Here is a 13,510-nt window from a genome sequence, read left to right as displayed (position 1 = left end):
TCCGTCGTCACTTGGAGACGTTGGCGGCCGGCGCGTCGTCGCCCAGGAGCTTGCCGTCCGAGGTCTCGAACTGCCGCTTGAAGGCGGTGATGGCGTCCGCGACGGACTGCAGCGTGTCGTCGGACATCTTGCCGCCCTCGGCGATGCTGCTGAGCAGTTCCTTGCGCTCGCGGCGCAGGTACTCCAGCAGCTCGGTCTCGAAGCGACGAATGTCGTTGACCGGTACGTCGTCCATCTTGCCGGTGGTGCCGGCCCAGACGGAGACGACCTGCTCCTCCACCGGATACGGCGAGTACTGCGGCTGCTTCAGCAGCTCGACCATGCGCTTACCGCGCTCCAGGGACGCCTTGGAGGCCGCGTCCAGGTCGGAGCCGAAGGACGCGAACGCCTCCAGCTCGCGGTACTGGGCGAGGTCCACACGCAGTCGGCCGGAGACCTGCTTCATGGCCTTGTGCTGGGCGGAGCCACCGACTCGGGAGACCGAGATACCGACGTTCAGCGCGGGCCGCTGGCCGGCGTTGAACAGGTCGGACTCCAGGAAGCACTGTCCGTCGGTGATGGAGATGACGTTGGTCGGGATGAACGCCGACACGTCGTTGGCCTTCGTCTCGACGATCGGGAGACCCGTCATCGAACCGGCGCCCATCGCGTCGGAGAGCTTGGCGCAACGCTCCAGCAGACGCGAGTGCAGGTAGAAGACGTCGCCCGGGTAGGCCTCACGGCCCGGCGGACGGCGCAGCAGCAGGGACACGGCGCGGTAGGCGTCGGCCTGCTTCGAAAGGTCGTCGAAGATGATCAGGACGTGCTTGCCCTGGTACATCCAGTGCTGGCCGATGGCCGAGCCGGTGTACGGCGCCAGGTACTTGAAGCCGGCCGGGTCGGACGCGGGGGCGGCCACGATCGTCGTGTACTCGAGCGCGCCGGCCTCCTCCAGGGCACCGCGCACGGACGCGATGGTGGAGCCCTTCTGGCCGATGGCGACGTAGATGCAGCGGACCTGCTTCTTCGTGTCGCCCGAGCGCCAGTTGTCGCGCTGGTTGATGATCGTGTCAACGGCCAGCGCGGTCTTGCCGGTCTGCCGGTCACCGATGATCAGCTGACGCTGGCCACGGCCGATCGGCACCATGGCGTCGACAGCCTTGTAGCCGGTCTGCATCGGCTCGTGGACCGACTTACGGATCATGACGCCCGGGGCCTGCAGCTCCAGGGCGCGGCGTCCTTCGGTCTCGATCTCGCCGAGTCCGTCGATCGGGGTGCCGAGCGGGTCGACGACGCGACCCAGGTAGCCCTCGCCGACAGCGACGGAGAGGACCTCGCCGGTACGGGTGACCGACTGTCCCTCCTCGATACCGCTGAACTCACCGAGGATGATCGAACCGATCTCGCGCTCCTCGAGGTTGAGGGCGAGACCGAGGGTGCCGTCCTCGAACTTCAGCAGCTCGTTCGCCATGGCCGAGGGAAGACCCTCGACCTTGGCGATGCCATCTCCGGCCACGCTGACCGTACCGACCTCCTCGCGCGAGGCCGCGTCCGGCTTGTACGACTGGACAAAGTTCTCCAGCGCGTCCCGGATCTCCTCCGGCCGGATCGTGAGCTCCGCCATCTGGGTTCCCTGCTCTCCTTGTTGGGCCCGAAGTTTCTTTGGGGGTCTGCGTATCTCGGGGTCTGGGGGCGACCCCCAGGAATCTTCTGCAATCTCTGCACGGCCCAACCGGGCCGCTCGTCTTGCTCTGTTCTGTTGCCGGCGGTCAGCCGGCGAGCCGCCGTGCCGCGTCTTCGAGACGTTCCGCGACGGTGCCGTTGATGACCTCGTCGCCGACCCGCACCGAGATCCCGCCGAGGACCTCGGGGTCCACGTCCAGATTCAGGTGCATGGGGTGGCCGTACAGCTTCGCCAGAGCGGCGCCGAGGCGCTGCTTCTGTCCGTCCGTGAGGGGCACCGCCGAGGTGACGACAGCGACCATGCGGTCCCTGCGCGCCGCGGCGAGCCGGGACAGGGTCTGGAGACCCGCTTCCAGGCTACGTCCCCGGGGCTGTGTCACAAGACGCACTACCAGGCGTTCGGTGGCCGGATTGGCCCGGCCGCCCAGCAGGCTGTGCAGCAGCGTGGTCTTGGCGGAGACCGTCGCCGACCGGTCGGTCAGCGCGGCACGCAGCTCGGTGCTGGACTCGACGATCCGGCCGAACCGGAACAGCTCGTCCTCGACGTCGTCGAGCGCGCCGGACCGCTCCGCGGCGGTGAGCTCGGCGGTGGCCGCCAGCTCCTCCACCGAGTCGACCAGGTCACGCGGCTGCGACCAGCGGGAACGCACCATGCCGGAGATCAGGTCGACGGCCGGGCCGCCCACCTGGCCGTTCAGCAGCCGCGCCGCCAGCTCGGCCTTGGCCTCGCCGGCCTGAGCCGGGTCGGTCAGGACCCGGCGCAGCGACACCTCGCGGTGGAGCAGCGCGGTAACGGCGGCCAGCTCGTCGGCGAGCTTCTCGGCGTCGACCGACGTGTTGTCGGTCAGCGCGTCGAGGCGCTCACGGGCGGCGGCCAGTGCCTCGCGGCTCGCACCGTTCATCGCGTGGCCTCGGCCTTCGCAGCGCCGTCCTCAAGCTCGTCGAGGAAGCGGTCGATGGTGCGGCTCTGCCGGGCGTGGTCCTCGAGGGACTCACCGACGAGCTTGCCGGCCAGTTCGGTGGCGAGCTTGCCCACGTCCTGGCGCAGCGCGCTGGCCGCGGCCTTGCGGTCGGCCTCGATCTGGGTGTGACCGGCGGCGATGATCTCTTCGCGCTGCCGCTGGCCTTCCGCTTTCATCTCCTGGATGATCACGGTGCCCTGCTCGGTCGCCTCCTGGCGGAGACGGGCGGCCTCGTGCCGGGCCTCGGCGAGCTGCGCCTTGTACTGCTCAAGGACGCTCTGGGCCTCGGTCTTGGCGGCGTCGGCCTTCTCGATACCGCCCTCGATGGCCTCGCGTCGCTCGTCCAGAACCTTGTTGATGTTCGGGAGAAGCTTCTTGGCAAGGAAGCCGAAGACGATGACGAAGGCGAGCAGGCCGATGACGAGCTCGGGAATCGGCGGAATGAGAGGACTCTGCAACTCCTCAGCCGCGATAGTGAGCAACGGGCTCATATCAGTGCCTTTCGTCTAGTGGGCTGGTCGTGAATCAGATCCCGTAGACGAACGGCATGACCAGGCCGATGAGGGCGAGCGCCTCACAGAAGGCGAAGCCAAGGATCTGGTTGGTACGGATCAGACCGGCAGCCTCGGGCTGACGGGCGAGGGCCTGGGTGCCGTTACCGAAGATGATGCCGACGCCGACGCCGGGACCAATGGCGGCCAGGCCGTAGCCGATGGAGCCGAGCGAACCGGATACGGCGGCAAGAGTCTGGGACATGCCAGTTCTTCCTTCTCTTTCACGGACCGGTGGGGGTTGGCCACCGGACGTCTGGGGGTCTGAGGGGGAGGGCGATCAGTGCTTCTCGGCGAGCGCGCCCTGGATGTAGGTGCAGGTCAGGAGCACGAATACGTACGCCTGAAGCGCCTGGATGAAGAGCTCGAAGGCGGTCATCACGAGAACCATCACGAACGAGACGCCGGCGTACGCGATCCCGATGCCGTTCAGCAGGTACCAGCTGGCGATCGTGAAGAGCAGCAGCAGCGTGTGGCCCGCGAACATGTTCGCGAAGAGTCGCACCGCGTGCGTGAACGGCCGGACCAGCAGGTTCGAGAAGAACTCGATGACCATGGCCAGCGGCAGAACCGGGCCGAGCGACTTGTCGTAGCCGGTGAAGTTCTTGAAGGCGCCGACGAAGCCGTGCCGCTTGAAGGTCAGCGACACCCACAGGACGTAGACGATCGCCGCCAGCGCCGCCGGATAGGCGATGATCGCCGTCACCGGGAACTGAGCGACCGGGACGATCGACCAGAGGTTCATGATCCAGACGAAGAAGAACAGCGAGACGACCAGCGGTACGTACTTCTCGCCCTCCTTCTTGCCGATGACCTCGTAGACGACGCCTCGGCGTACGAAGTCGTAGCCGGCCTCGGCCACCATCTGAAGCTTGCCCGGGACAACCTTCGGCTTACGGAAAGCGGCCCAGAAGAAGCCGACGATGACGATCGAGCCGAGCAGCGCCAGCAGCATCGTCTTGTTGAAGTACAAGTTGCTGTCCGCGTTGCCGACAATCGGCTCGAACAGGAACGAGTGCAGGCCGGGTGCCGGGAAGCCACATCCTTCGAAGATGTGGCAGTCGGTCTCGAAGGCGAGCACCTGCGTCGGGTCAGCACTCACCGCGGGCTCCTTCAGCATGGCGCATAGGTACGGCAACCTCGTTGTGTCGGCGCGGCGCGCAGCCGCGGTTCGGCACTGGACTGGTGTGACGGATGTGAGGACGGCGGTCGGGCGTTGAGCCTCGCGTGAGAACAGGCGTCAGCTCGGATGCCCGCGCCCGCAATGCCGCAGTTGGCACCGGACGATAGCAGGATCTCGAACGAGTACTTATCCCGGCCCTACTCCTCACGTCGACGACCCCGTCTTCTCGGCCGCGTTGGCCTTCGAGGACTCGGGTTCGACGTAAAGAATCTTGGCCTTCATGTGCGCACGGGCCTGAGCTGCGACCCAGACGAGGGTCGCCACAACGAGCGTGAGGGCAAAGGCCTTCGGGTTGAACAGCGTGGTGTTCTTGAAAGCGGCCACGAAGATGAAGAGCAGCAACAGCTGGGCCGTGTAGAGCATCAGGCCCATCGCCTGGAACAAGTGCGGCAGTGACTTCGCCACCCACTGGAGCACCACGAGCCCGATCCCCATGAAGAGGATGACCACCAGCGCACCGACAGCGGCGCCCAGAGCTCCCTTCCCGCCCGCGAGCACACCACCGGTCACCGCGGCGATGACGCCGACGGCAGCAGTGGGTACGGCGGTGTGAAGGAGGTTCCGGACGTCGTTGGACGGCATGGCGGCAGCTCCGCTGACTGGGTGGGGCAGATGGTGTCGTCATGGACGAGCGTATGCCCGGTCCGAGAGAAGGTTTCTCGGGCCAACGGACCGTCGCACTACGGTCCTTCGGCTCTGTCGCCGGGTCTCGTGAACAGTATCACAAACTATTTGATGAGGTCTTTACCAAGGGCGTGTGCTGACTGTCACACATGAGAGTTACTTCGCGCGTGTGTGCAGGACGCCACAGCATCTTGTCTGGTATTGGGCCTCGATGAGAGAAATGGCCGAACGGTCAGTGCCGCGAGCCGGCCTTCCGTCGGTCGGGAAGACGCGAACGAGCGCCCAGGGCGGTCGCCCCGTTGACGCCGGCGGGAACAGGCGTGCGCTCCTCGATCATCTCCTGGGGTGCGCGGGCGAGTCCGGGCGCGGCCGCCTCGTACGTCTCCTCCTGCCGCCGGCGGCGCCGGTAGCGCGGCGGCACAACGGCCTGTGCCCAGAGCGGAGCCCGCGGCGTGAAGCGCGGCAGCAGCAGAAGCACCAGGCCCACCGCGCTCAGCGCGACGACGGCCAGCACGATCCACATCGACGTCGAGTGCACCGAGTAGCCGACGACACCGAACGCGATCAGCGCCGACCAGAAGTACATGATCAGGACGGACCTGCTGTGCGAGTGCCCGATCTCCAGCAGCCGGTGATGGAGATGGCCCCGGTCGGCGGCGAACGGCGACTGGCCGTTCCAGGTACGGCGCACGACCGCGAGCACCAGGTCGGCGAACGGGATCGCGATGATCGTCAGCGGCAGCAGCAGCGGGATGAAGACCGGCAGCGCCGCGTGCGTGGCCTCGCGGGTGGAGCCCTCGAAGACAGCCAGGACGTCCAGGTCGACCTGACCGGTCACCGAGATCGCGCCCGCCGCGAGCACCAGACCGATCAGCATCGATCCCGAGTCGCCCATGAAGATCCGGGCGGGATGCATGTTGTGCGGCAGGAACCCGACGCACATGCCCATCAGGATGGCGGCGAAGAGCGTCGCGGGAGCGGCCGCCTCCAGGCCGTACCCGTACCAGAGCCGGTACGTGTACAGGAAGAAGGCCGCGGCGGCGATGCAGACCATGCCCGCCGCCAGACCGTCGAGACCGTCCACGAAGTTGACCGCGTTGATGGTGATCACGACCAGGGCGACGGTCAGCAGGGTGCCCTGCCCGGAGGTCAGCGAGACCATGCCGATACCGGGCACCGGGATCCACAGGATCGTCAGACCCTGCATCACCATCACACCGGCGGCGATCATCTGCGCGCCGAGCTTGATCAGGGCGTCGATCTCGAACTTGTCGTCCAGGACACCGATCAGCCAGATCAGGGCGGCGCCGGAGAGCAGCGCGCGCGGCTCGTTGGACAACTCGAAGACCCCGTTGAGGTTCTGCAGGTTGTCCGCCACGAGCAGTCCGGCGCACAGGCCGAAGAACATGGCGATGCCGCCGAGTCTCGGCGTCGGTTCGCGGTGAACGTCACGCGCACGGATCTCCGGCATCGCGCCGGTCGCGATGGCGAACTTCCGCACCGGGCCGGTCAGCAGATAAGTCACCGCAGCCGTCACACAGAGCGTCAGCAGGTAATCACGCACGGGCTGCCCCACAGGAATCGCTGGCCATCTCAGCCCCACACACTAGCCCGCGCCGGACCCACCGTTGGATACCGAGTCGCCATATGAGCCAGGACGGGGAAATGAGAGAGATAGTCGCACGGCTTCCCGCCGGCAGTCATTTCATTCAGGAAACGGTTCCATACGGCGGAAACCGCCGCACGAGCTCCCTTACCTCCGCGCGGGCTCCACGCGCCCCCTCCGCGTCCTCGCGCAGCGCCGAGGCGAAGAGGGCCGCGATCCGCGCCATTTCGGCCTCTCGCATGCCCTGAGTGGTCGTGGCGGCGGTGCCCAGCCGGATCCCGCGCCCCTCCGTGTACGGCAGTGCGCAGGTGTCCAGCACGATGCCCGCTGCCGCGAGCCGGCCACGGGCCGTTCTGCCGTCCACACCCAGTGGTGCCGGATCGGCCGTAATCAGATGCGTGTCGGTACCGTCCGTGGTGATCCGGAGACCCTCCGCGGCCAAAGCGTCCGCGAGCAGCCGTGCGTTGGCGACGACCTGATGGGCGTACGCCGTGAACCCGGGGGTCGCCGCCTCGCCGAAGCCGACGGCTTTGGCGGCGATGGTGTGCATCTGCGCCCCGCCCTGCGTGAACGGGAACACCGCGCGATCGACCCGCTCCGCGTACTCCGCGCCGCAGAGGATCATCCCGCCGCGGGGACCACGCAGCACCTTGTGTGTCGTCGCACACACGATGTCGGCGTACGGCACCGGATTGGGCGCCGCTCCCCCGGCGACCAGCCCGATCGGGTGCGCGGCGTCGGCGATCAGATACGCGCCGACACCGTCGGCGATCACCCGGAACGCCTCGTAGTCGATGTGCCGGGGGTACGAGATCGAGCCGCAGACGATGGCCTTCGGGCGGTGCGCCCGCGCCAGCCTCCGCACCTGCGCGTAGTCGATGCGGCCGGTCCCGGCGTCGACGCCGTACCCGACGAAGTCGAACCAGCGGCCGGAGAAGTTGACCGGTGCGCCGTGGGTGAGATGGCCGCCGTACGGCAGCCCCATCGCGAGCACCGTGTCCCCGGGCCTCAGCAGCGCGGCGTACGCGGCCAGCACGGCGGAGGACCCGGAGTGCGGCTGTACGTTGGCGTGCTCGGCGCCGAAGAGGGTCTGCGCCCGCCCGACGGCGATCCGCTCCGCGGCGTCGACCAGTTCGCAGCCGCCGTGGTGGCGGGCGCCGGGGTAGCCCTCGGCGTACTTGTTGGCGAGCGGGGAGCCCAGGGCGGCGAGGACGGCGGGCGAGGTGAAGTTCTCGGCGGCGATGAGCTGGAGGCTGTCGCTCTGCCGGTGGGCCTCGCCGAGGACCACCTCGGCCATCTCGGGATCCTGCCGGAGCAGCGCGTCCGGGTCGGCCCAGGGGGTGCTGGCTGATGGCGCGGTGACGACGACCGGCATGGCGGGCTCCCACCTCGGAGGGGGTGCGTGCTTTCCAATGTAGGCGGGTGCGGTTGTCGGTGCGCGGCGCGGGTGGTGCGGGTGCGGGTCCGGTGGGGGTGCGGGGCCGTTCGTCGTGGTGCGGGGGTCGCGGGCTCCGGAGGTGCGTGTCCGGACTGCATGATTTACGGCGCCGCGCGGCTCGTTTGTCGGGTGCGGCTTAGTGAGCGCCACAAATCACGCTCTACGTCCGGACACACACCTCCTGCGCCCCCACCCCCCTCCCGCCGGTGGGCCCCGCCCCGCACATCCGATCGCCCGTCTCCACGACCGCCGGCGAGTGAGCCGAAGGGGCGCGCCGCTGTCGAAAGGGAGAGCGCGCGGAGGTTCGCGAGGTACAAGCGAATCGAGCACGGTCGACCGTCGGCAGGGGCATAAAGCGCCCCGGAGGCGAACCGAGCCCTAAAAAAAGAGGGGCCCGGAGGCGAACCGAGCCCTCAATGTAGGGGTGGGCAGGCGGGGACTCCTGTCAGGGCTGTGACTACCGGGTCCAGGGCTTGGTTGATCTCGTCGCCGATGGAGCGGAAGAACGTGATCGGCGCGCCGTACGGGTCGTAGACCTCGTCCGCCTCCGCCGTCGGGGCCAGCAGCCACCCGCGTAGAGCCGCGGCCGCGCGTACCAGTGCGCGGGCGCGTTCGACCACGCCCTCGTCGAGGGGGTCGGGGAGTGTCGCCGGGTCTATGGCCCGTACGAGCCGGGTGAACTCCTTGAGCGTGAAGGTGCGCAGCCCCGCGGAGTGGCCCATGGAGATGACCTGGGCCCGGTGGTCGCGGGTCGCGGTGAGGACCAGGTCGGCGCGAATGACGTGTTCGTCGAGCAGTTCACGGCCGACGAAGCCGGACGCGTCGGCGCCGAAGTCGGCGAGCACGGCCTCGGCGTTGGCCTCCATGGCCGCGCCCTCGTGTCCCCAGGTGCCGGCGCTCTCCACGATCAGGCCGCCGGTGAGCCGTTCGCCGAGGCGGACGCTCAGGGCATGCCTGGTCAGCCGCTCGGTGATGGGCGAGCGGCAGACATTGCCGGTACTGACGTGGAGGATGCGGAAGGTGTTGCCGGTGTATGCGGTCTCCGCTATGCCACGCCCCTCAGGGGCGGTCAATTGGCCACCTCGAGGTCGGGTACCACCTTGCGGAGCTCCTCCGCGTCGAGGGCGCCGGCCCGCAGCAGCACCGGGACCTTGCCGGTGACGTCGACGATCGAGGAGGGGACGTTGCCGGGTGTCGGGCCGCCGTCGAGGTAGACGGAGACGGAGTCCCCGAGCATCTCCTGGGCGGCGTCGCAGTCCTCGGGGGCCGGGTGTCCCGTGAGATTGGCGCTGGAGACGGCCATCGGGCCGACCTCGGTGAGCAGCTCGATGGCGACAGGGTGCAGCGGCATCCGGATGGCCACGGTGCCCCGGGTGTCGCCCAGGTCCCACTGGAGGGACGGCTGGTGCCTGGCGACCAGGGTGAGGGCGCCGGGCCAGAACGCGTCGACCAGTTCCCAGGCCTGTTCGGAGAAGTCGGTGACCAGGCCGTGCAGGGTGTTCGGGGAGCCGATCAGGACAGGGGTGGGCATATTGCGCCCGCGGCCCTTGGCCTCCAGCAGATCGGCGACGGCCTCGGATCCGAAGGCGTCCGCACCGATCCCGTACACGGTGTCGGTGGGCAGCACGACCAGCTCACCGCGGCGTACCGCCGACGCGGCCTCACGCAGACCCGTCGCACGATCCGTCGCGTCGTTGCAGTCGTATCGCCGAGCCATTTAACGGGCCTCCTCGTGCACGTACACGGTCTGGATGATCAAGGCGGAAGGGAGGGCGGGGGCGGTCACGGCATGGCCTTGCGGGCCGTCGCGAAGCGGGGGCGCTTGTTCAGGTCGGGGTGGTCGGCGGCGTCCGCCCAGCCGGACTCCTCGCTGAAGATCCACGGGACCTGTCCGCCCTGGGTGTCCGCGTGCTCGACGACGACCAGGCCGCCGGGGCGCAGCAGCCGGTGGGCGGTGCGTTCGATGCCGCGGATCGTGTCGAGGCCGTCCTCGCCGGAGAAGAGGGCCATCTCCGGATCGTGGTCGCGGGCCTCGGGGGCGACGTACTCCCACTCGGTCAGCGGGATGTACGGCGGGTTGGAGATGACCAGGTCGACCTGGCCGTCGAGCTCGGGAAGGGCCGTGAGGGCGTTTCCCTGGTGCACGGTGACCCTGGACCCGTCGGCGTTCTTCCGCGTCCAGGTGAGGGCGTCCTCGGACAGCTCGACGGCGTGCACGCGCGAGCGGGGCACCTCCTGCGCCATGGCGAGCGCGATGGCGCCCGAACCGGAGCACAGGTCGACGATGAGCGGTTCGACGACGTCCATCGCCCGTACGGCGTCTATGGCCCAGCCGACGACCGACTCGGTCTCCGGGCGCGGTACGAAGACCCCGGGCCCGACCTGGAGCTCCAGATACCGGAAGAAGGCACGTCCGGTGATGTGCTGGAGCGGCTCCCTGGCCTCGCGGCGGGCCACGGCTTCCCAGTATCGGGCGTCGAAGTCCGTGTCCTTGACGTTGTGCAGCTCTCCCCGCTTGACGCTGTGCACGTAAGCGGCGAGCTCCTCCGCGTCGAAGCGCGGTGAGGGCACGCCCGCGTCGGCCAGCCGCTGGGTGGCCTGGGCCACCTCGGCGAGCAGCAGGCTGCGGGGGCCGGGCCCGCGGCGGAGCCGCTGAGGGTCGCTGGGCCCCCCAGAATGTGGCTGCACGCTGGTTCCTCCGGACTGCGGTTGTGGTTACTGGGCGGCGGCGAGCTTCGCGGCGGAATCCGCGTCGACGCACGCCTGGATGACGGCGTCCAGCTCTCCGTCGAGGACCTGGTCCAAGTTGTACGCCTTGAAACCGACGCGGTGGTCCGAGATCCGGTTTTCCGGGAAGTTGTAGGTCCGGATCTTCTCGGACCTGTCGACGGTACGGACCTGGCTGCGCCGGACGTCGGCGGCCTCCTTCTCCGCCTCCTCCTGGGCGGCCGCGAGCAGCCGCGAGCGCAGGATACGCATGGCCTGCTCCTTGTTCTGGAGCTGGCTCTTCTCGTTCTGGCAGGAGGCGACGACACCGGTCGGCAGATGGGTGATGCGGACGGCGGAGTCGGTCGTGTTGACGGACTGGCCGCCGGGGCCCGAGGAGCGGTAGACGTCGATGCGCAGATCGTTGGCGTGGATCTCGACGTCGACCTCTTCGGCCTCGGGTGTCACCAGGACTCCGGCGGCCGAGGTGTGGATGCGGCCCTGGGACTCGGTGGAGGGCACGCGCTGCACCCGGTGCACCCCGCCCTCGTACTTCAGCCGGGCCCAGACGCCCTGTCCCGGCTCGGTGGCCCCGTTGCCGCCCTTGGTCTTCACCGCGACCTGGACGTCCTTGTAGCCGCCGAGCTCGGACTCGGTGGCGTCGATGATCTCGGTCTTCCAGCCGACGCGCTCGGCGTACCGCAGGTACATGCGCAGCAGGTCACCGGCGAAGAGCGCGGACTCGTCGCCGCCCGCGCCCGCCTTGACCTCAAGGATGACGTCCTTGTCGTCGCTGGGGTCGCGCGGTACGAGCAGCAGGCGGAGCTTCTCGGTGAGCTCTTCGCGCTGCTTCTCCAGAACCTTGACCTCGGCGACGAAGTCGGGATCGTCGGCCGCGAACTCGCGGGCCGTCCCGATGTCGTCGCCGGTCTGCTTCCAGGAGCGGTACGTACCGACGATCGGCGTCAGCTCGGCATATCGCTTGTTGAGCTTGCGCGCGTTCGCCTGGTCCGCGTGGACCGACGGGTCGGCGAGCTTCTTCTCCAGATCGGCGTGCTCGCCGATCAGTTCCTCGACCGCCTCGAACATCGGTGGCTCCTGGGTTCGTACGAAGGTGCTTCGGGACGCCAAAGCGCCGGTCTCGACGTCCCGGAGCGGGACACCGAGAACCGGCGCGGACTGCTCGCTACTTCTTGGCGGCGGCCTTGCCGAAGCGGGCCTCGAAGCGGGCCACGCGGCCACCGGTGTCGAGGATCTTCTGCTTGCCCGTGTAGAACGGGTGGCACTCGGAGCACAGGTCGGCACGGATGCTGCCGCTCTCGATGGTGCTCCGGGTGGTGAACGACGCACCGCAGGTGCAGCTGACCTGGGTCTCGACGTACGCGGGGTGGATGTCGCGCTTCAAGGTGGCTCCTAGTTTCGGGAGGGCACCGGGTCGTCAGCGCGGATTGCGCGTACGTGAACCGGGGCCGACGTACCAGTCTGCCAGGACCGGCCGTATCTCCCAAAACCGGGGGGCGGGCGGAAGTATTCCGGGGGCGCGTCCGTAGCTAACCGCCCTTGATCACGCCCTGTGCGTCGCCCTTGTCGCCCGCGGAGTCCTTGGTGGCGGAGGCGGGGATCGGCTTGTCGTGCCTGAGGGCCGTCCAGACCTGCTGGGAGCCCTTCTGGAGGGGCAGGACGCGGTTCGGGTCGGCGGGGTCGTAGCGCACCGGGAGCGTGATCGTCCTGACGTCGCCGGTGCCGAGGTCCTTGAGGCCGCCGGCGAAGCCGATCAGTTCGTTGACCGTGTCGAGCTGGGAGTCGGGGGTGATCGCGCGGGTGGCGGTGTCGGCGACGTCGTACAGCTTCTTGGGGCTGCTGAAGACGCCGATGTCCTTGACCTGGTTGATCAGCGCCTTGATGAAGGCCTGCTGGAGCTGGATCCGGCCGAGGTCGCTGCCGTCGCCGATGCTCTTGCGGGTCCTGACGAGGCCGAGGGCCTGCTCACCGTCGAGGGTGTGGGTACCGGGCGCGAGCTTCAGATGGCTCTTGGCGTCGTTGATGGGCCGGGTGGTGGTGATCTTGACGCCGCCGAGCTCGTCTATGAGCTTCTTGAAGCCGGTGAAGTCGACCTCGATGAAGTGGTCCATGCGGATGCCGGACATCTTCTCGGCGGTCTTCACCGCGCAGGCGGGCCCGCCGAGCTCGTACGCCGAGTTGAACATGGCGAGCTGCGCGCCGGGGACGGCCTTGCCCTTGGAATCGGTGCATTCGGGGCGTTCGACCAGGGTGTCGCGCGGTATGGAGACGACGCTGGCCTTCTTATGGCCCTTGTAGACATGGACGATCATGGCCGTGTCCGAGCGGGCGCCGCTGATGCGCCGGCCATACTCGCGGTTCGCGCCGGAGCGGGAGTCCGAGCCGAGCACCAGGATGTCCTGGGAGCCGTTGTCGATATTGACGGGGCGGTCCCTGCCCAGCTGGGCGTTGATGTCGATGCCCCGGAGGTTGCCGTCGAGCTTGAGATACGCGAAGCCGATTCCGGATCCCCCGATGGCGACCAGGGCCGCCGCCGACCAGGCGACGACGGTGGTGGCCGTACGCCGGCGCTTGCCGCCGCCGCGTATTCGGGTGCCGCTCCGCTCGGTCATGGTCTCCCTCTGTCCGTGGCTCCGGTCCCGCTCCCCCCAGGGGTGGTGATCAGGCGCGTCGTGGGTCACTCGAACGGACGGTGGAGCACCCCAGAAGGGTTTCACAACGCGCTGTGTTCCGCGCGGGGGGCGGGTCAGGGGCGGG

The 13,510-nt window shown here is 68.5% G+C and carries 14 protein-coding genes; all 14 read right to left on the bottom strand.

Annotation, left to right across the window (positions count from 1 at the left end; all coding sequences use genetic code 11):
• Positions 1 to 7: 7 nt before the first annotated feature.
• Complete coding sequence (gene atpA, locus ACFVWW_RS14550) at positions 8 to 1,603, bottom strand: F0F1 ATP synthase subunit alpha (RefSeq protein WP_384186377.1); 1,596 nt, start codon at positions 1,601 to 1,603, stop codon at positions 8 to 10.
• Positions 1,604 to 1,748: 145 nt separating this feature from the next.
• Positions 1,749 to 2,564 (bottom strand): F0F1 ATP synthase subunit delta, encoded by an 816-nt coding sequence (locus tag ACFVWW_RS14545; protein ID WP_384186374.1) that lies wholly within the window; start codon positions 2,562 to 2,564, stop codon positions 1,749 to 1,751.
• Positions 2,561 to 3,115 carry a F0F1 ATP synthase subunit B gene (locus tag ACFVWW_RS14540; RefSeq protein ID WP_384186371.1) on the bottom strand — a complete coding sequence of 185 codons (555 nt, stop codon included), beginning with the start codon at positions 3,113 to 3,115 and terminating at the stop codon, positions 2,561 to 2,563. The genes ACFVWW_RS14545 and ACFVWW_RS14540 overlap by 4 nt, the downstream gene beginning before the upstream one ends.
• A 34-nt stretch (positions 3,116 to 3,149) precedes the next feature.
• Positions 3,150 to 3,380, bottom strand: a complete 231-nt coding sequence (gene atpE, locus ACFVWW_RS14535) for an ATP synthase F0 subunit C (protein ID WP_066950113.1) — start codon at positions 3,378 to 3,380, stop codon at positions 3,150 to 3,152.
• A gap of 75 nt (positions 3,381 to 3,455) precedes the next feature.
• The gene (gene atpB / locus ACFVWW_RS14530; RefSeq protein ID WP_384186482.1) at positions 3,456 to 4,292 is read right to left on the bottom strand and encodes a F0F1 ATP synthase subunit A; all 837 of its coding nucleotides are present in this window, start codon (positions 4,290 to 4,292) and stop codon (positions 3,456 to 3,458) included.
• Between the two features lie 210 nt (positions 4,293 to 4,502).
• Entirely contained in the window at positions 4,503 to 4,940 is a 438-nt protein-coding gene (locus tag ACFVWW_RS14525) for a hypothetical protein (RefSeq protein ID WP_384186367.1), read from the bottom strand.
• Positions 4,941 to 5,214: 274 nt separating this feature from the next.
• Positions 5,215 to 6,546, bottom strand: coding sequence for an MraY family glycosyltransferase (locus ACFVWW_RS14520; protein WP_384186364.1), 1,332 nt, complete (start codon positions 6,544 to 6,546; stop codon positions 5,215 to 5,217).
• A 145-nt stretch (positions 6,547 to 6,691) separates the two neighbouring features.
• Positions 6,692 to 7,963, bottom strand: coding sequence for a serine hydroxymethyltransferase (glyA, locus tag ACFVWW_RS14515; RefSeq protein WP_386878191.1), 1,272 nt, complete (start codon positions 7,961 to 7,963; stop codon positions 6,692 to 6,694).
• 476 nt (positions 7,964 to 8,439) lie between these two features.
• On the bottom strand, positions 8,440 to 9,099 hold the full coding sequence (locus tag ACFVWW_RS14510) for a protein-tyrosine-phosphatase (RefSeq protein WP_386878190.1): 660 nt from the start codon (positions 9,097 to 9,099) through the stop codon (positions 8,440 to 8,442).
• Positions 9,096 to 9,743: an L-threonylcarbamoyladenylate synthase gene (locus ACFVWW_RS14505; protein ID WP_384186356.1), complete on the bottom strand. Its 648-nt coding sequence runs from the start codon at positions 9,741 to 9,743 to the stop codon at positions 9,096 to 9,098. Before ACFVWW_RS14505 ends, ACFVWW_RS14510 begins: the two co-directional genes overlap by 4 nt.
• A gap of 65 nt (positions 9,744 to 9,808) precedes the next feature.
• Positions 9,809 to 10,648 carry a peptide chain release factor N(5)-glutamine methyltransferase gene (gene prmC, locus ACFVWW_RS14500; protein ID WP_384186479.1) on the bottom strand — a complete coding sequence of 280 codons (840 nt, stop codon included), beginning with the start codon at positions 10,646 to 10,648 and terminating at the stop codon, positions 9,809 to 9,811.
• Positions 10,649 to 10,741: 93 nt separating this feature from the next.
• A complete protein-coding gene (gene prfA, locus ACFVWW_RS14495; RefSeq protein WP_384186353.1) occupies positions 10,742 to 11,821 on the bottom strand; it encodes a peptide chain release factor 1 in 1,080 nt (359 codons plus the stop codon).
• Positions 11,822 to 11,918: 97 nt separating this feature from the next.
• Positions 11,919 to 12,137 carry a 50S ribosomal protein L31 gene (gene rpmE, locus ACFVWW_RS14490; RefSeq protein WP_384186350.1) on the bottom strand — a complete coding sequence of 73 codons (219 nt, stop codon included), beginning with the start codon at positions 12,135 to 12,137 and terminating at the stop codon, positions 11,919 to 11,921.
• Positions 12,138 to 12,282: 145 nt separating this feature from the next.
• Complete coding sequence (locus tag ACFVWW_RS14485; RefSeq protein ID WP_386878189.1) at positions 12,283 to 13,365, bottom strand: LCP family protein; 1,083 nt, start codon at positions 13,363 to 13,365, stop codon at positions 12,283 to 12,285.
• Positions 13,366 to 13,510: the final 145 nt, after the last annotated feature.

Source organism: Streptomyces sp. NPDC058198, from assembly GCF_042882605.1.
GTDB lineage: Bacteria > Actinomycetota > Actinomycetes > Streptomycetales > Streptomycetaceae > Streptomyces.
This window is presented reverse-complemented; position numbering and strand designations above follow the sequence as displayed.

Excerpts from the sequence above, each read along its gene's own strand:
- atpA (WP_384186377.1), bottom strand. The coding sequence starts at position 1,603 with ATGGCGGAGCTCACGATCCGGCCGGAGGAGATCCGGGACGCGCTGGAG.
- ACFVWW_RS14545 (WP_384186374.1), bottom strand. The coding sequence starts at position 2,564 with ATGAACGGTGCGAGCCGCGAGGCACTGGCCGCCGCCCGTGAGCGCCTC.
- ACFVWW_RS14540 (WP_384186371.1), bottom strand. The coding sequence starts at position 3,115 with ATGAGCCCGTTGCTCACTATCGCGGCTGAGGAGTTGCAGAGTCCTCTC.
- atpE (WP_066950113.1), bottom strand. The coding sequence starts at position 3,380 with ATGTCCCAGACTCTTGCCGCCGTATCCGGTTCGCTCGGCTCCATCGGC.
- ACFVWW_RS14525 (WP_384186367.1), bottom strand. The coding sequence starts at position 4,940 with ATGCCGTCCAACGACGTCCGGAACCTCCTTCACACCGCCGTACCCACT.
- glyA (WP_386878191.1), bottom strand. The coding sequence starts at position 7,963 with ATGCCGGTCGTCGTCACCGCGCCATCAGCCAGCACCCCCTGGGCCGAC.
- ACFVWW_RS14505 (WP_384186356.1), bottom strand. The coding sequence starts at position 9,743 with ATGGCTCGGCGATACGACTGCAACGACGCGACGGATCGTGCGACGGGT.
- prfA (WP_384186353.1), bottom strand. The coding sequence starts at position 11,821 with ATGTTCGAGGCGGTCGAGGAACTGATCGGCGAGCACGCCGATCTGGAG.
- ACFVWW_RS14485 (WP_386878189.1), bottom strand. The coding sequence starts at position 13,365 with ATGACCGAGCGGAGCGGCACCCGAATACGCGGCGGCGGCAAGCGCCGG.